Annotated in this window: 15 protein-coding genes; 10 read left to right on the top strand and 5 right to left on the bottom strand. The window is 59.0% G+C overall.

Annotated features, from left to right (window positions below):
* Positions 1-104 precede the first annotated feature (104 nt).
* The 7 genes from AM218_RS08385 (at position 105) to AM218_RS08355 (ending at position 8154) form a co-directional block, all read left to right on the top strand.
* Positions 105-755: a (2Fe-2S)-binding protein gene (locus AM218_RS08385; RefSeq protein WP_054413459.1), complete on the top strand. Its 651-nt coding sequence runs from the start codon at positions 105-107 to the stop codon at positions 753-755.
* Entirely contained in the window at positions 752-1732 is a 981-nt protein-coding gene (locus AM218_RS08380; RefSeq protein ID WP_054413458.1) for an FAD binding domain-containing protein, read from the top strand. Before AM218_RS08385 ends, AM218_RS08380 begins: the two co-directional genes overlap by 4 nt.
* 78 nt (positions 1733-1810) lie before the next feature.
* A complete protein-coding gene (locus AM218_RS08375) occupies positions 1811-4123 on the top strand; it encodes a xanthine dehydrogenase family protein molybdopterin-binding subunit (protein ID WP_054413457.1) in 2313 nt (770 codons plus the stop codon).
* A gap of 43 nt (positions 4124-4166) precedes the next feature.
* Entirely contained in the window at positions 4167-5354 is a 1188-nt protein-coding gene (locus AM218_RS08370) for an XdhC family protein (RefSeq protein WP_054413456.1), read from the top strand.
* Positions 5355-5493: 139 nt separating this feature from the next.
* Complete coding sequence (locus AM218_RS08365; protein WP_054413455.1) at positions 5494-6096, top strand: nucleotidyltransferase family protein; 603 nt, start codon at positions 5494-5496, stop codon at positions 6094-6096.
* A 76-nt stretch (positions 6097-6172) separates the two neighbouring features.
* A complete protein-coding gene (locus AM218_RS08360) occupies positions 6173-7573 on the top strand; it encodes an MFS transporter (protein ID WP_054413453.1) in 1401 nt (466 codons plus the stop codon).
* Positions 7574-7632: 59 nt separating this feature from the next.
* On the top strand, positions 7633-8154 hold the full coding sequence (locus tag AM218_RS08355) for a DinB family protein (protein WP_054413451.1): 522 nt from the start codon (positions 7633-7635) through the stop codon (positions 8152-8154).
* Between the two features lie 194 nt (positions 8155-8348).
* Here AM218_RS08355 and AM218_RS08350 read toward each other — a convergent pair whose 3' ends face one another.
* From AM218_RS08350 to AM218_RS08340, 3 genes are all read right to left on the bottom strand, one after another.
* Entirely contained in the window at positions 8349-10007 is a 1659-nt protein-coding gene (locus AM218_RS08350) for an amidohydrolase (RefSeq protein ID WP_054415428.1), read from the bottom strand.
* A 37-nt stretch (positions 10008-10044) separates the two neighbouring features.
* The gene (locus AM218_RS08345; RefSeq protein WP_054413450.1) at positions 10045-10476 is read right to left on the bottom strand and encodes a hypothetical protein; all 432 of its coding nucleotides are present in this window, start codon (positions 10474-10476) and stop codon (positions 10045-10047) included.
* Between the two features lie 98 nt (positions 10477-10574).
* Entirely contained in the window at positions 10575-11348 is a 774-nt protein-coding gene (locus AM218_RS08340) for an AMP nucleosidase (protein WP_054413448.1), read from the bottom strand.
* 104 nt (positions 11349-11452) lie between these two features.
* On the opposite strand from AM218_RS08340, the gene AM218_RS08335 reads away from it, so the two are divergent.
* From AM218_RS08335 to AM218_RS08325, 3 genes are all read left to right on the top strand, one after another.
* Positions 11453-11902: a type I restriction enzyme HsdR N-terminal domain-containing protein gene (locus AM218_RS08335; protein WP_054415426.1), complete on the top strand. Its 450-nt coding sequence runs from the start codon at positions 11453-11455 to the stop codon at positions 11900-11902.
* A 184-nt stretch (positions 11903-12086) separates the two neighbouring features.
* Positions 12087-13973, top strand: coding sequence for a PAS domain-containing sensor histidine kinase (locus AM218_RS08330; protein ID WP_054413446.1), 1887 nt, complete (start codon positions 12087-12089; stop codon positions 13971-13973).
* A complete protein-coding gene (locus AM218_RS08325; protein WP_197273932.1) occupies positions 13954-14355 on the top strand; it encodes a response regulator in 402 nt (133 codons plus the stop codon). The genes AM218_RS08330 and AM218_RS08325 overlap by 20 nt, the downstream gene beginning before the upstream one ends.
* Positions 14356-14382: 27 nt before the next feature.
* Here the strand turns inward: AM218_RS08325 and AM218_RS08320 are convergent, their stop codons facing one another.
* Together AM218_RS08320 and AM218_RS08315 are read right to left on the bottom strand one after the other, a co-directional pair.
* The gene (locus AM218_RS08320; protein WP_071843735.1) at positions 14383-16335 is read right to left on the bottom strand and encodes an LTA synthase family protein; all 1953 of its coding nucleotides are present in this window, start codon (positions 16333-16335) and stop codon (positions 14383-14385) included.
* A gap of 13 nt (positions 16336-16348) precedes the next feature.
* Entirely contained in the window at positions 16349-16948 is a 600-nt protein-coding gene (locus AM218_RS08315; RefSeq protein ID WP_054413441.1) for an SMI1/KNR4 family protein, read from the bottom strand.
* Positions 16949-17035: the final 87 nt, after the last annotated feature.

Here is a 17035-nt window from a genome sequence, read left to right as displayed (position 1 = left end):
TCCTTCCTGAAGCTTTATTTTCTGGAACTCCCGGAATTCCTGCGTGGCGTCCTCTTTTTTGGCGAATGCCGTATCCTCTCTATCCGAAACCAGCCGCTTATTTTATGCACCCTGATTCTTTCGACCCTACGGGCAATGGCCTGCCGCCGGAGCAGCGCCCCAATGATGGCTCCCGCCGAACCTTTATCAAGCAGGCTTCCGGCATTCTGGGCCTGGCTGTAGCGCCGCCCTTCGTAAGCCAGGCGGAGCGGCTGGCCGCTTACACCAGCAAGGTGGAAGGCGCCACGGAAATGAAGCTGAAGGTGAACGGAGCCGTTCGCACCCTGCGCCTGGAGCCGCGGGTAACGCTGCTGGATGCCCTACGGGAAAATATGGGCCTCACGGGCTCCAAGAAAGGCTGCGACCAGGGCCAGTGCGGCGCCTGCACGGTGCTGATAGACGGCCGCCGCGTGAACAGCTGCCTCACGCTGGCCATCACCACCCAGGGCAAGGAAATTACCACCATCGAGGGCCTGGCGAAAGGGGAGGAGCTACACCCCATGCAGGCCGCTTTCCTCAAACACGACGGCTTCCAGTGTGGCTACTGCACCCCCGGTCAAATCTGCTCAGCCGTAGCCTGCGTCTTAGAAGGCCACACCAAAACCGACGCCGAAATTAAGGAGTGGATGAGCGGCAACCTGTGCCGCTGCGGCGCTTACCCCAACATTGTGGCCGCTATTAAGGAAGTAGCCGGGAAAGGAGCCAGCAAGTCATGAACAACTTCGCCTTTCAAACCGCGGCCTCGGCCAAACAGGCCACCGGCGCCTTCCGCGACGACAAGCAGGCCGCGTACCTGGCCGGCGGCACCACGCTGCTGGATCTGATGAAACTGTACGTGGTGCAGCCCAGTCAGCTCATCGATATCAACTCCTTGCCATATAAAGGCATTACTGAAACACCCGACGGCTTGCGTATCGGGGCTATGGAACGAATGAACGACGTGGGCGAAAACCCGCTGGTATTGCAGCAGTACCCGGCTGTGTCGGAGGCTTTGCTGCTCGCGGCCTCGCCGCAGCTGCGCAACATGGCCAGCATTGGCGGCAACCTGTTGCAACGCACCCGCTGCGGCTATTTCCGGGATACGTCCTTTCCCTGCAATAAGCGGGTGCCGGGCTCGGGCTGCCCCGCCATCAACGGTGAAAACCGCAACCACGCCATCCTGGGCACCAGCGAGCAGTGCATAGCCACGTACCCCGGCGACCTAGCCGTAGCCCTCATTGCCCTGGATGCCGTGCTGCACTTGGAAAGCGCCAAAGGCAAGTCCCGGCGAGTGCCGCTGCTAGACTTCTACCTCACGCCCGGCAGCACGCCCCAGCGCGAAACCACCCTGGAGCCCGGCGAGCTGATTACGGCCGTCACGGTGCCGGCCGCCGCGCACGCCCGCAAATCCAAATACCTGAAAGTCCGCGACCGGGCCAGCTACGCTTTTGCCCTGGTGTCGGCGGCGGTGGGGCTGGATGTGCAGGGCGGCATTATCCGCTCAGCCAGGGTGGCTTTGGGCAGCGTGGGCACCAAGCCCTGGCGGGCCCAGGCCGCCGAGCAGTTGCTGGTAGGCAAAGCACCCACGGAAGAGAACTTCCGGGCGGCCGCCGCGCTGGCGGTGCAGGGCGCTAAGCCCCAGAAGCACAACGCTTTTAAGGTAGAGCTGGCGCAAAATACACTGGTGCGGGCTCTGCAGGAAGTGGCTGGTTAAGGTGTTTAATAAAATGATAATCAGTAGGATGGGTGCGTTTGCTTCGCGACGTGCTTCAGATGCTAAAGGATTGATTACATGAGCAGTGAACCAAAGTTTTTTGAACAGCCCGCGGGCGGGGTAGTGGGTAAGCCCATGGACCGGGTAGATGGTCGGGCAAAGGTGACGGGCGCGGCCCAATACTCGGCGGAGTTTCCGCTGCCGGGCCTCACCTACGCCGTGCTGGTTACCAGTGCCGTAGCCAATGCCAAGGTGACGTTGGATTCCAACGAGGCCGGACGGGCACCGGGCGTACTGGCGGTATTCACCCACCAGACCATTCCGCCGCTGGCCGTACTGCCCAACAGTCCAGACAAGCCCAAAGGCTGGACACCGCCCATGAAGTACATGCCCCTCTCCAACAACGAGGTGCAGTACGCCAACCAGCCCATAGCCGTAGTAGTGGCTGATTCCCTGGAGCGCGCCCAGCATGCGGCCACCCTGGTGAAAGTAAGCTACCAGGCCGCCGAGCCCATTGCCAGCTTCCTGGACCCCAAAGCCAAGCTGTTTGACCCGCTGGCTATTCAGGATGGCAAAACGCCCGGGCGCACCGTGCGCGGCAATCCCAAGGCCGTATTTGCCCAGTCGGCGGTGCAGCACAAGGCCACCTATACGCACGCCATCAACCACCACAACCCCATGGAGCCCGGCGCCACCACGGCGGTGTGGGAAGGCAACCGCCTCACGGTGTACGATGCCACCCAGGGCATCACCCGCACCCAGACTTCCCTGGCCGCCACGTTTGGGCTGCCCCGTGACCAGGTGCGCGTGATTACCCAGTACCTGGGCGGGGGCTTTGGCTGCAAAGGTTCCTGCTGGCCGCACACGGTATTGGCCGCGCAGGTAGCGCGCGGGGTGGGGCGCCCGGTAAAGCTGGTACTTACCCGGCCCCAAATGTTTACTTCACTAGGCCACCGGGAAGACCAGACCCAAACCCTGCAGGTGGGCGCTACCAAAGAAGGTAAAATCACGGCCCTCATCCACGAAAAAACCTCTACTACTTCACCCTGGGATAATTACGCGGAGTCGAATAGCAAGATTATCGGGATGCTGTACGCCAGCCCCAACTTTGAGGCAACGTACCAGCTGGCCCGCGCCAATGTGATGCCCTCCACGTTTATGCGCGCGCCCGGTGAGGCGCCCGGCTCATTCGCCATTGAGTCTTCCCTGGATGACATTGCCTACCAGTTGGGCCTCGACCCCATTGAAATCCGGCTGCGGAACTATGCCGACAAAGACCCCAACGACGGCAAGGCGTGGTCGAGCAAAAGCCTGAAGGAGTGCTACGCCCGCGGCGCCGAGCTGTTTGGGTGGAGCAAGCGCAACCCCAAGCCGGGCCAGACCCGCGAGGGTCGCTACCTGGTGGGTATGGGCATGGCCACCGCCAGCTACCCGGTGCACAGCTCGCAGGGCACAGCCCGCGTCCGGCTGTTTGCTGATGGGCGCGCCGTAGTGCAGAGCGGCGCCACGGATCTGGGCACCGGCACTTACACCGTGATGACGCAAACCGCCGCCGATGTGCTGGGCCTGCCGCCGGAGCGCATCCGGTTTGAGCTGGGCGATACCACGCTGCCCACGGCGCCTAACTCCGGCGGCTCAGTGGCGGCAGGCACCGTGTCGTCGTCCATTTTTGTAGCTGCGCAAGATGTATGGCGCAAGGTAAAGGAGTTGGCTATCGGCGACAAAAAATCAGCTTTTTACCGGGCCAAGCCGGAGGATATTGTAGTAGAAGGCGGTAAGCTGATGCTGAAGAAAGACCGCAGCAAAGCGGAGCCATTTGCCGCCATTCTGGAGCGCGCCCGCCTCTCTGATATTGAAAGCACGGGCATGGGCCAGTACGGCGCGGGCTTTGAAGGTGACGATAAAACCACAGATCAGAACGGGCAGCCCAAAGAGTATTCCATGCACTCGTTTGGGGCGCATTTTTGCGAGGTGAAGGTAGACCCCGAGCTGGGCACTGTGCGCGTGACGCGCTGGGTAGGTGTGCACGGCGCCGGCCGCATCCTCAATGCCAAAACCGCCCGCAGCCAGATGATTGGCGGGGCCATTTTTGGCATTGGCTCCGCGCTGATGGAAGCCACCGAGCGCGACCAGAACTTTGCCCGCTACGTGAATTCCGACCTGGCCGGCTACCACGTACCCGTGCAGGCCGATATTCCAGACATGACCATTGAGTTTGTGGACGAAAAAGACCCTTACATCAATGCCATGGGCGTAAAAGGTATTGGCGAGTTGGGAATGGTGGGCGTGGCGGCAGCCGTGGCCAACGCTGTGTACCACGCCACGGGCAAGCGCATCCGCAGCCTGCCTATCACCCCGGACAAGATGCTGGAGGCTGCCCCCACGGTATAGCCCGCCCGTTTTTCATTCCAATAACTCAAAACTTAGTTTCTGCATGACGGAGCTGCAACGCCTGCTACAAGCCTACGATGCCTACCGGGCAGCGGGGCAGGCCTGCGCGCTGGCCTCGGTGGTGGCGGTGGCTGGCTCGGCCTACCGCCGCCCGGGCGCCCGCATGCTGGTGACAGACGACGGGCAGCTAACCGGCGCCATCAGCGGGGGCTGCCTGGAAGGAGATGCCCGCCAGCGGGCCCGCCGCACTATTCAGCAGGGCCGCCCCGCCCTCATCACCTACGATTCCACAGACCCCGATGACGACCTGCAGTTTGGGTCGGCGCTGGGGTGCCAGGGCGTGGTGCAGATCCTGCTGGAGCCCCTCGATTTCCAGAACCCCGATAACCCCATGGAGCTCCTGCGCCGCTGGGCTGCCGGCGAGGAAGAAGTGGGCGTGTTGGCTACCATCTATAGCGTGGAAGGCGCTGAAGGGGCCGCGCACGTTGGGCAGCGGCTTTTGCTGACCTCCAGCGGCCAGCTGACCGGCAACTTAGGAGTAGAAACTGCAGCATACGAAGCGGTACTGGCCGATGCCCGGGCGGCCTTGCAGGCCGGACAGCCGGCCACACGCCGCTATACGCTGGGTGCTGGTGGTATTCACGTTAGTCTGGAAGTACTGCGGCCTCCGGTTCGCCTTACGGTGTATGGGGCGGGCAATGATGTGCAGCCTTTGGTGCGGCTGGCGGCTGGTTTAGGCTGGCGGGTAGAAGTAGTGGATGGACGGCCGGCCCAGGCGCAGGCCGCGCGCTTTCCGGAGGCGGAATCAGTACGGGTACTACCTCTGGAGCAGGTGCCGCAACAGCCGGCCGCGGATAGCTTTGCGTTGCTGATGACGCACAATTACTACTATGATCTGGCGGTGCTGCGTCATCTGCTGCCCGGCCCGGCGCGCTACATAGGCCTGCTGGGACCCCGCAAGAAATACGAGCGGCTCCTATCAGACCTGCAGCAGGACTTTCCGGCGGCGGCGGGGCGGCTGGCGGGCCGGGTTTACAGTCCGGTTGGCCTGAATCTGGGCGCTGAAACGCCGGAAGAAATTGCCCTGTCCGTGGTGGCCGAAATTCAGGCGGTACTGGCCGGTCGCCCCGCCGGTTTCCTGCGGGATTCCCCACACCCTATTCACCCGCCCTTACAGGCCGATGCGCTGCATCTGGCGGATGGAAGGGTAGAGGCAGTATGCAGTCTATAGTCTGTTTCAATAGCTTTTATATCTGTCATCCTGAGCCCCGCGAAGGATCTTATCCTGCTGGAGAATTTATCGTCACAACAACTCGTTTTGGTGGGATAAGGTCCTTCGCGGGGCTCAGGACAACAATCAATTATATCCTATGCCTGCCATTCTGCTCCTTGCCGCCGGCTCTTCCTCCCGATTAGGGCAGCCCAAACAGCTCCTGCCTTACGCGGGTAAATCCTTGTTGCGGCGGGCAGCCGAAACGGCTGTTGCCGCCGACTTGGGCCCGGTAATAGTAGTGACGGGCGCTTTGCACGAGGAGCTGCTGCCGGAGCTGGACGGATTGCCCGTGACCGTAACGCACAATCTGGACTGGGCCCGGGGCATGGGCTCTTCCATAAAAGCGGGCCTTGTGGCCGCCGATGCCTTAGGCCCCGTTACCAGTGTGCTCATCATGCTCTGTGACCAGCCTCTCATCACTCCGGAGCTGCTGCGCTACCTGCAGCAGGCGCAGCAGCAAAGCCCATTGCCCATCATGGCTACGGCATACGCGGGCACCAGCGGGGTGCCGGTGCTGTTTGCCCCGCAAATGGTGCCGCTGTTGCGCGCCATGCCCGATGAAGCCGGCGCCCGGCAGCTTCTGCACCAGCATCCTGAATGGATTGCAACGGTGGCTTTTCCGGCGGCAGCCCTGGATGTAGACACCCCCGCGCAGTACGCCTGGCTGCTGCAACAGGCCCCAGCTGGCCCGGCGCATTGAACAACGCGCCTCCGGGAGAAAGCGCATGAGTAAAATCCCGCTATCTTGCCCGGTGTCATCCTCTCATTCTGCCTTCATGACTACTATTTCTGCCGCGTCGGCAGCTGCTCCGGTAGCAGTTCCCAAAAACAATAAGCGCATTACCAACGGCTGGACGATGTACGACTGGGCCAACTCAGTGTACCCGCTGGTTATCACCTCGTCCATCTTCCCCATTTACTGGAGCGGCGTAGTCAAATCTATTACGCACAGTGACAGTGGCAAGAGCCCCGTCGATTTTCTGGGGCTGCAGGTGCCGGGTTCTTCGTTGCTGACTTATGCTATTTCGGCGGCGTTTCTGCTCATTGCCCTGCTGAGTCCTTTCCTAACGTCGCTGGCAGATTATTCCGGGCGCAAGAAGCTGTTTCTGCAGTTTTTCTGCTACTTGGGGGCTGCTTCCTGTGCCGGCCTGTACTTTTTTACCGATAGTACGCTCACGGCCTCTACGTTCGTCTTTATTGCGGCTACGGTGGGCTTCTCGGGCTCCATCGTATTCTACAATTCCTACCTGCCGGATATTGCCTCCGAAGACCAGTACGACCGGCTTTCGGCCCGCGGCTTCTCCATGGGCTACATTGGCTCGGTTATTCTGCTGGTGATTTGCCTGGTTATCAATCAGTTTCATGATGCCGTAGGCGTTTCACAGGGGCAGGCCGCGCGCCTCTCGTTTCTGCTCACGGGTTTGTGGTGGGCCGGCTTTGCCCAGATTCCCTTTTTCACCCTGCCCAAAGACCCCGGTCGCGCTTTTGGTGCCTCCTCCGGCGACAGTGGCTGGGTGCTGAACGGCTTCCGGGAACTGGCTAAAGTTTGGAATCAGCTGCAGCACCTGCCCAACCTGAAGAAGTTTCTGCTGGCCTACTTCACTTACAATATGGGTGTGCAGACGGTAATGTACGTGGCCACGCTCTTCGGCACCGACGAGCTGCATCTGGACGACTCCTCCCTGATTATCACCATCCTGCTGCTGCAGGTAGTAGCTATTCTGGGCGCTTACCTGTTTGCGCGCTTGTCCGAAGCTATTGGAAATACCCGGGCGCTGAGCTGGTCGGTGGTAATCTGGGCCCTGATCTGCATTGCGGGCTACTTTGTGCAGGCGGGCTGGTCGTTCTACGCTTTGGCTTCCGTTATCGGGCTTACCATGGGCGGTATCCAGAGCCTTTCGCGCTCCACCTATTCCAAGATCATCCCCGAAAACACGCCCAACACGGCCTCCTTTTTCAGCTTTTTTGATGTGACCGAGAAGCTCAGCATTGTAATTGGCACCGCCGTATTTGGCGTCATTGCCCAAATCACCGGCTCCATGCGGTACAGCATTCTGGCGCTGATAGTGTTCTTTATCCTGGGTCTGTTTTTCCTGCTCCGGCTGCGGGGCCGGAAGCTGCGCGAAGTAAACGAGGCTGATCCACAGCTGGCTACCGGCCTGAGCTACGACCGGTAAAAACAGTAGGGCCTGGTCTGGTGTTGCTGCAGCACCTATCCATTCCACCCAATTCTTTTATGTCTACTACCTCAACCACTCCTTCCCTGCAATCGGCCCTGGGCCAGGAGCTCAAGCAGGAGCTTGCCATCACGCGCCGTCTGCTGGAGCGCGTGCCCACCGAGCAGTTTGACTGGCAGCCGCATCCCAAATCCATGAAGCTGGGCACGCTGGCCTCGCACATGGCCAACCTGGTCGGCTTCCTGGAAATATCGTTGCAGGGTGCAGAAACCAACATGGCGGCCTTAAAACGCCCGGACTCGCCCACCACCACCGACGAGCTGCTGCGCCACTTCGACGTTAACGCCGAAAGCATTCAGGCCGCTTTGTCGCAGGTAGATGATGCTACCTTCCACGATGTGTGGACGATGCGCAATAACGAAAAGGTAATCATGGCCATGCCCCGCACCATGGTGGCCCGCATTCTGGTGCTCAACCACCTGATTCATCACCGCGGCCAGCTCAGCGTGTACCTGCGCCTGCTGGACATTCCGGTGCCCGCCATCTACGGCGGCTCCGCCGACGAAGCGCCCCAGCGGTAGTAGCTTAAGGGCAAACCGGCCGTCAATCGGCTAATTAAAACGTGTCATCCTGAGCTTGCGAAGGACCTTCTCACAGCTAAACGGCAATCGTAACAACGATTCGTTTAAGCGTAAGAAGGTCCTTCGCAAGCTCAGGATGACACGTTTGTTTTTTTACTACTCCGTTTTCTGCGGATCTGCTCTGGAAGTTTATTCTACTTCTTCTCGAATACCTTTTCCCCCGCTATCCAGGTCTGCTGCACTTTGGCGTTGCGCAATTGCTCGTTTGGGGCCGTGAGCAAATCGGTTTTCATTACCACAAAGTCGGCCAGCATGCCGGGCTTGATTTGGCCTTTGCGCTTTTCCTCGAAGGCGGCGTGCGCGGCCCAGGTGGTCATGCCGCGCAGGGCATCCTCCCGGGAAATGGCGTTTTCCATTTGGAAGCCGCCCTTGGGGTAGTTTTTGGCGTCCTGCCGGGCCACGGCCGAGTGGAAGCCATAGAGCGGGTTGATGTCTTCCACCGGGAAATCGGAGCCCAGGGCCAGCTGGCCGTACTGCTTCAGCAACTCCTGGTAGGCATAAGCTGTTTTGATGCGTTGGGCGCCCAGACGCTCCCCGGCCCAGTACATATCGGAAGTGGCGTGGGTGGGCTGCACCGAGGGCACGATGCCGAACTGCCCGAACTTGGGCATGTCGGCCGGCGTGATGACCTGGGCGTGCTCGATGCGCCAGCGGCGGTCTTTCTGGCCCTTCAGCGCCTCGCCGTAGATGTTGAGGATAATGCGGTTGGCCGAGTCGCCGATGGCGTGGGTGTTCATCTGGAACCTGCTGGCCGCAATGTCCTTGGCCAAGGCGCGATATTCCTTTTCAGTCGACAGCAAGAAGCCAGTTTCCCTGGGCTTATCGGCATACGGTTTTACCAGGCAGGCCCCTCGGGAGCCCAGAGCTCCATCGGCGTACACTTTAAAGGAGTTTACCGTGAGCCGGTCCTGATGTACGGGGCCGTTTTTAAAGTAAAAATCCTTGTTGGCCTTGGTGGGATTCAGCATGGCGTAGAGGCGCAGCTTGAGCTTGCCCTGCTGCTGCAATGCTTCCATCTGGTCGATGTTTGGCTTGTCGAGGCCGGCATCGGCGAGGCTGGTGAGGCCCACGGCCACGCATTGCTGCTGGGCCAAGAGCAGAGCTTTGTCGGCTTCGGCCGGGGTAGGCTCCGGAATTTTAGCGGAAACCAGATCCACGGCATTATCCACCAGTAAACCAGTAAGCTTACCGTTGGCATCTTTGGTAATAACCCCGCCACTGATGGGCGTACGGGCCGTAATCCCCGCCAGATCCAGCGCCTTCTGATTCACCAGTGCCGCGTGCCCATCTACCCGGATGATAAACACCGGCGTATTGGGAAACAGCGCGTCCAGGGTGTCTTTGGAGGGAAATTGCTTGTTGGTCCAGTCGTTCTGGTCCCAGCCGCGGCCGGTTAGCCAGACGGCCTGGGGCTGCTCCTTGCGGTGCTGCTGCAGCTTGCTTACTACCTCGGCCCAGGAAGCAGTGCCTACCAGGTTGGCATCGCGCAGGCCCAGGGCGTAGCGGTAGAAGTGGCAGTGCGCATCGTAAAAGCCGGGGTACACAAACCGGCCCTTGGCGTCTATTTCCTGCGCCCCCTGGTATTTGTTGCGGATGTCATCGGCAGAGCCCACGGCCAGAAACCGGCCATCCTTCACGGCAAAAGCCTGAGCTTTGCTAAAAGCCGAGTCCACAGTGTATACCGTGGCGTTGTACACCACCAAATCGGCAGGCTGGCGGGTGGTGGAGGTAGACTGGCAGGCGGCGCTGCCAAGCAGGGCCAGAACGGGGAGGTAGCGGAGCAATCGGGTCATGCCGCGAAAGTACATAACTCCGCCGCATAAGGCGGCTTTAGCTGGTTACGGCATCGCGCAAAGCACACTGCTGCAGCCACTCCAGGGCCGCGGCTTCATCGGTAAACCGCTGCAGCTGGTAGGGGCGGCCATCTAACACGGAGAGGTGCGGAATGCTGGAATCGGTGAGGACGCCGGCCAGCTGGTGCGGCGCCATCAGGTAGGCCAGGTAGGTAGTGCGGCCCAAACGGGGCTGTACCTGCGGGTAAAACTTCTCCATCATCCAGGCCACATCGTTCCCATCTACAAAGGAACGACGGCGGATATCCACCAGCCAGTAGCGGCACTGGTGGTGCACGGCTTCATCCAGCAGTTGAGCATAGCCCCGGTGCATTTCAAACGGCATGACCGAGCGCATCCAGCGGCCTATGATAAACTGCAGGTCTGGACGGTACTCAATGGCCAGGTAGGAGGGGGCAGACGAAGGCATACGCACTGAAATTGGCTGCTACTGCCGTAAAAATAAGGAAGGCCACGGGGATTTGTCCCGTGGCCTCAAGAAATAATATACCGGAAAGTAAATATTCCTTATTCGAAGCGCATGTGTTTCACCGATTCGCCTGAGTTTTTCAGCTCCAGCAGCGAGTCGATGCCAATTTGCAGGTGAGCCGTTACGTAGTCGGTGGTCACTTTTTTGTCGCTCTCGGCCGTTTTCACGCCTTCGGGCGTCATGGGGTTGTCGCTCACCAGCAGCAGGGCGCCGTGGGGAATTTCATTCACGAAGCCCACCGTGAAAATGGTAGCCGTTTCCATATCGACGGCCATGGCCCGGATCTGGCGTAGATACTCCTTGAAGTTCTCGTCGTGCTCCCACACGCGGCGGTTGGTGGTGTACACTGTGCCGGTCCAATAGTCCTTCTCGTGCTTCTTGATCATGGAAGACACGGCGCGCTGCAAACGGAAGGAGGGCAGGGCCGGGATTTCTGCAGGCAGGTAGTCATCGGAAGTACCCTCGCCGCGAATGGCCGCGATGGGCAGGATCAGGTCGCCGAGCTTGGTTTTGTTTTTCAGGCCGCCGCACTTGCCCAGAAACAGGGCTGCTTTGGGCTTCACCGCCGAAATCAGGTCCATGACCGTGGCTGCCATGGGCGAGCCCATACCGAAGTTGATGATGGTGATGCCGTTGGCCGTAGCCGTTTGCATGGGCTTATCCAGGCCGCGCACCTCCACGCCAAACTGCTCGGCGAACATATTCACATAATTGATAAAGTTGGTAAGCAGGATATACTGACCAAATTCCTTTAAAGGTACCCCGGTATAGCGTGGCAGCCAGTTTTCTACAATGTCAGATTTTGATTTCATAGGCGAAGAATGTGGTGGGAATAGGTTGCAAAAAAGCCGTCGACCTTTACGAACGACGGCAGCCAGATGAAAAGCAAAACAGGGGGGCCGTACCTTTGGAGGTGATGCAAGAACTGAACCTGCCGCCTTTCGAATACAAAGTTACACAATCTGGCGTAAATTCGCTGATATGGGACGTTTTGCGCCGCAAAAACGTGGTGCTCACGCCCGAGGAATGGGTGCGCCAGCATGTGGTGCATTACCTGATCAACCACCTGGGCTACCCCAAAGGCTTACTGAGCCTGGAGCGCGGCCATCGCTACAACCAGCGCCAGAAACGCATTGATTTATGTGCTCTGGGCCCGGCCGGCCAACCGCTGCTGCTGGTAGAGTGCAAAGCGCCCTCCGTGCCTATTACGGCCGCGGTGGCCCAGCAGGCGGCGGTGTATAACCAAACCATTGGGGCCCCGCTGCTGCTGCTCACCAACGGCCTGCAGCACTTCTGCTGGCGCGTAAACTTTGAGGAGCGAACCAATGAGCGGCTCAGTGAAGTGCCGCCATATCCGGGGCTCTAACCGGGGCAAACTATCCACGGATAATTCGCGCCAATTTGCTTTATTAAGTAAACCGGCACCCGGCTTTAGGCGGGTGCCGCTGAGGTTGGCAGGCGCTGCAATGAAGTAGCGCGCCCAAACGGACTGGCAAAAGTTGCTGTGCTGGGGAAAAATGGTCAAAAGATGGTCATTAACAGGAAATGCCATGACGAAACAGGATCCTTCATCTGCCGGTCAATTCTTCGATTTCGAGAGTAGTGCAGAGGCCGTTTTTGCTTTAGATAAAGCGGGTAACTTCCAGTGGGCCAGTTCCCGCTTTTCCCGGCTGCTGGAGCAGCCGGCCGGGCAATTAACAGGCACCAGCCTGTTCCGGTACCTGCCGCCCGCCGAGGTGGAGCAGGCGCAGCAGCAGGTGCAGCGGGCAGCGGCCGGAGAGATAGTCTGCTACGAGGCCGGGCTGGTAGTGAATAACCGTTTCTTAATGGTAAGCTTACATCTGTTTCCCCAGTTGGCCGACCACCAGATTACTGGAGTGTATGGCTTTGCCAAACCCCTCACCGCTCACCAGCAGACCACCCATAAACTACGCGAGCGGGAGCATCAGCTCTCCGTTATTTTCGATACCATGGCCGATGTAACCTTTGTGCTGAATGTGGAACCCCAGGGCCGTTACCGGTTCACTTTCGTCAACAAAGCTTTTCAGAAAACAACCGGCCTGCCCCCGGAAAAAGTGGTGGGCAGCTACGTGCATGATATCATTCCGGAACCATCCCTCAGCCTGGTTTTAGAGAAATACAAACAGTCCGTTACCACGCTGCAGCGCGTAAGCTGGCTGGAAACCTCCGACTATCCCACGGGCCAGGTAACGGGCGAAGTCAGCGTGACGCCCGTGCTGGATGAGCGCGGCTCCTGCTCCCAGCTGGTCGGTATTGTGCACGATCTGACGGAGCAAAAAAAAGTAGAAGCCGCCCTGCAGCTCAGCAACGAGCGGTTTCAGTATGTATTGATGGCCACCTCCGAGGCTATTTATGACTGGGACATAGATACAGGGTACATTTATTGGGGTGAGGGACTGGAAACCCTGTTTGGCTATAAGCTTGACGAAAACCCCACCAACTTTAACCTGTGGTCTGCAAGCGTGCACCCCGATGACGTGGAGCCGGTGCTGGGCGGGCTGATGCAGGAGGTGAATGAAACCACCCACACGCTCTGGCAGGGCGAATACCGCTTCCGAAGAGAAAACGGCACCTGGGCAGTGGTTTTCGATAGAGGCTACATTGTGCGGGATGCGGATGGGCGGCCGCTGCGCATGATAGGCTCCATGCAGGACGTAACGGAGCGCCGGGAGGCCGAAGAGCGGCAGCGCCTGATGGCTGATAAGCTGTTGAAGCAAAACACTGACCTGCAGCAGTTTGCCTATATTGTGTCTCATAACCTGCGGGCACCGTTGGCCAATGCCATGGGGTATGTTGATTTGATGTCCCGGGTGGACAAGGGCTCCGAGGTGTTTGAAGCCTCCATGAAAAACATGCAGGCCAGCGTGCAGCAGCTGGATGAAATGCTGGCCGACGTAACCCGCATTCTGGCCGTGCGGGATAAACAGGGCGGCTACCGCCCTGAGCCCGTGGCCCTGGCGGCCGTATGCCGGCAGGCTTTGTTTGGGCTGGAAGAACCACTGCTGGAATGCGGCGGCGAGTTGATCTGTCACATCCCGCCGGAACTGGTAGTGCCGGGAAGCCGCGCCTATTTCCACAGCATCTTTCAGAATCTGATATCCAACGCCATTAAGTATCGCTCCGATGAGCGCCCCCTGCGCATTGAAATAAAAGCGGAGCACACCCCCGGCGAAGGCACAACCATCATCATCACCGATAATGGCTCGGGTTTTGACATGGAAAAAGCGGGCGAAGATATTTTTCAGCTCTACCGGCGCTTCCACACCAGTAAAAGAGGCCGGGGAATAGGCTTATTTCTGGTAAAATCCCATGTGCAATCCATGGGAGGTCAGATTACAGTTCGAAGCCAGATAAGCCAGGGTACCCAATTTATTCTTAATTTTAACCGCCATGCTGATGAAAACCTACCTGATTGACGACGACGACCTCGGCATTTACCTCACCGAGCAGCTGTTGCGGGCAGAAGGGTTTTCGAATTGCATTTCCACCTTCCAGTCGGCCACCGAAGCCTTAAATACCCTGGTGGGGGAAAAGAAAGTAGCGGCGCCCGATGTCGTGTTTCTGGACCTGAACATGCCCGTGATGAGTGGCTGGGACTTCCTGGATGCCCTGGCACCCTACCAGGACGAGCTGCGGGGCCGCTGCCACATCTACATTCTCACTTCGTCCCTGGCTTTGGCCGATATGGAAAAGGCCAAACAGTATGGCCTGGTAGCTGGCCTCATTCACAAGCCCATTGATAGTGAAGAAATCCGGGCTATCCATTCCCAGCTGGCTGGGGAGGCTGAAAATGGGTAAGAAGTACGAGCAGCTAACCTGCTCCAGCTATTGACTACCCTGTTTTGCTTTAGGATGCAGGTACAGCCGGTTGTCAATTAACCCATTAACGTAAAGCTGCACGCAGGCCTTCAGCTCGTTGCCGTACTGCCGGAGCTTTTGCGGATCGGGGTTCGGCAGCGGAACGGCGGGCAGTCGGTGGGTTTGATAGGGGTAAAGCCGGACCTGGTCATCGGCCGTTAGCTCCGTCACAAAGTCGGAGTGCACCAGAAACCACGAACCACCGCTCAGAAAAACTGCCCGGCCGGTATTGGTGCTATCAAAAACGGAGTAGCCAAAGGGGAGTAGCTTGCCCTGCGTGGGCACGTGTAGATAATCAAGCACAGTGGCGGGTACATCGGCCTGTTGCGTAATGCGGTGCACATTAGCTGCCGGCAAGGTCTGGCCGGGATGGAAAACCAGCAGGGGTGTTTTGTAGCTGCCCAGCGTGTTCTGGTAGCCGCGCCGGTCGGTTTGGGACGTGTGGTCGGCCAGCAGGATGAAAAGCGTATTCCGGTACCAGGGCTGCCGGCTGGCCGCTGCAAAAAACCGGCGCAGGGCAAAATCGGTATAGCCAATGGCGGCGTGAATGGGCAGCGTACCCTTGGGAAACCGCCCGCTGTATTGCGGCGGCACCGTGAAGGGCTCGTGTGAGGACAGCGTGAACAGCGTCGCAAAGAAAGGCTGCTTTTGCTGGCTGAGCTGCCGGCTGAAATACTGCAGGTAGGGCTCGTCAAAAATGCCCCAGTGCCCATCGTAATCGGGGCTTTGGCGGGCGCCGGGGTATTCGCTCAGGCCATAGTAGCGCTGTATGCCGGCCACCCCGGCAAAGGTATTAAAGCCCATGGAGCCATTCTCGGCGCCATGAAACACCGACGTCGTATAACCCTGCTTGCCCAGGATTTCGCCCAGTCCGTGCAGCTCGTTGGTCTGGAAGTTGGAGGTAATGAATGGGTTTTCCAGCAGGGCCGGCAGCCCCGCCAGCACGGCCGGCAAGGCCTCAATAGAGCGCCGGCCATTGGCATAATGCTCCCGAAAAAGCACCCCGCCGTGCGTCGCCAGCGAATCAAAGAAAGGCGTGTAGCCCCCACTGCCGCCATTTTCTACGCCGGTGTATTCCGAGGAGAAACTTTCTAGTAACAGTATTACTACGTTGTCGCGGCGCGGCGCTGCTTTAGCAGCCACGGCCGGCCGTACGCCCAATGCCTGCTGCAGTTCCATTTCAGAGGCAAAATACTGGCGGCGCTCCAGGTTCTCATATCCCAGGCTTTTGAGGAACGTGAAGGTGCTATTTAGGGCCAGGTGTCCCAGAATAGCAGGTTGCTGCGCGAAGGCTGCACCGGTGCGCAAGGGCTTCAGCTGCAGCCCACCCCGGATACCCAGCACGGTAAAGCCAGCTACCAGCAAGGCCTCCACCAGCAGCAGCCAACGCCTGCGGGCGGTTGAGCGGTTTTTGAAAGATGTTTTCTCGGCAGTGTCACTCTCCGGCTGCCTGCCTTTTGGCATAGGATAGAAGTACCACAGCGCCACCAGCAGCAACACAAACGGGAGCACCAGAAACCAGTAGTTCCCCACCAGCTGCCCGGCCTGCCGCTGTACATCGGCTCCAATGGTGGTTAGCTCATTGCTGGTGCGGCGGCCGATGAATTTGAAGTACTCCCAGTCCACAATGTTCAGGGCAATGCCCAGTGCATTCAGCAGCAGGTAGATACCCCACAAAAAGCGCTGCCACCCGCGCCCCAGCGCCGGAATCATTGATAGCACTACGAAAGGCAGATTCAGGAGCAGCAGTGCTGCAATATCAAACCGGAAACCGTGCCAGAAGGCCAGTGCTACCTGGCTCGCCGAGGCCTCTTGAAACGTATCGTAATTGAAAGCATAAAACCCCGCGCGCAGCAGCACATACACCCCCAGCAAGAGGGCAAACCGACGAAGCAGCAAACGCAGCGGGAGGGAAGGCATGAGGCAGAAAAAGCTATTCGGCCGGGCGGAAGCGGATGCGCTGCCCGCTGGGCAAATCCTTTATCTGCCGGTAGAAATCGGCCAGCCATTGCAGCCGCTCGGCCACCGTTTTGGGCTTGATGGTGGGCGTCTGCTTTTCAGTAGCCACGCACACCGGCGGGTACAGGCTCAGGAGCTGCCCGGGCTGCAGCACGCCGCCGCGCTGCTGAAAGCTGCGCAGGGGCTCCATGCCCAGGGCATCCAGCGGAAATTTCTCGGCCCCGAACAGGAAATGCTTGAAGTCGACTTCCAGGTCGGCCAGCTCCCCGGTTTCAGTATCCAGAAATAGGACCGCGTCGCCGCGCAGCAGAAACTGGTTGCCTACGCAGTCCTGCGCAAAGGGAATATCGGCTTCCTGCACGGTGTCATACACGCGCCAGAAGGCATGCAGACCCTGCCAGGCCTCGGCCAGGGAGTGCCACGCGGGCTCTGTAACGCAGCCCCGAATGTGCAGCCCGCCAAAGTAGGCTACCACGCCATTCTGCTCGCGCAAAAAAGCCTGCAGATAGGAGGGAAGCCGGGCAAACGTGACGAGGTCCGTCAGCTCGCCTCCGGTGTACATAATGCCCTTCATTTTCAATTAATTAGTAAATAGGAATTAGTAATGAAGAATTGGTTGAACCGGCTTTTGCATTGCTCTAAAGCAGTGGCTTTGCCGCAA

The sequence above is a fragment of the Hymenobacter sp. DG25A genome (assembly GCF_001280305.1).
GTDB lineage: Bacteria > Bacteroidota > Bacteroidia > Cytophagales > Hymenobacteraceae > Hymenobacter.
This window is presented reverse-complemented; position numbering and strand designations above follow the sequence as displayed.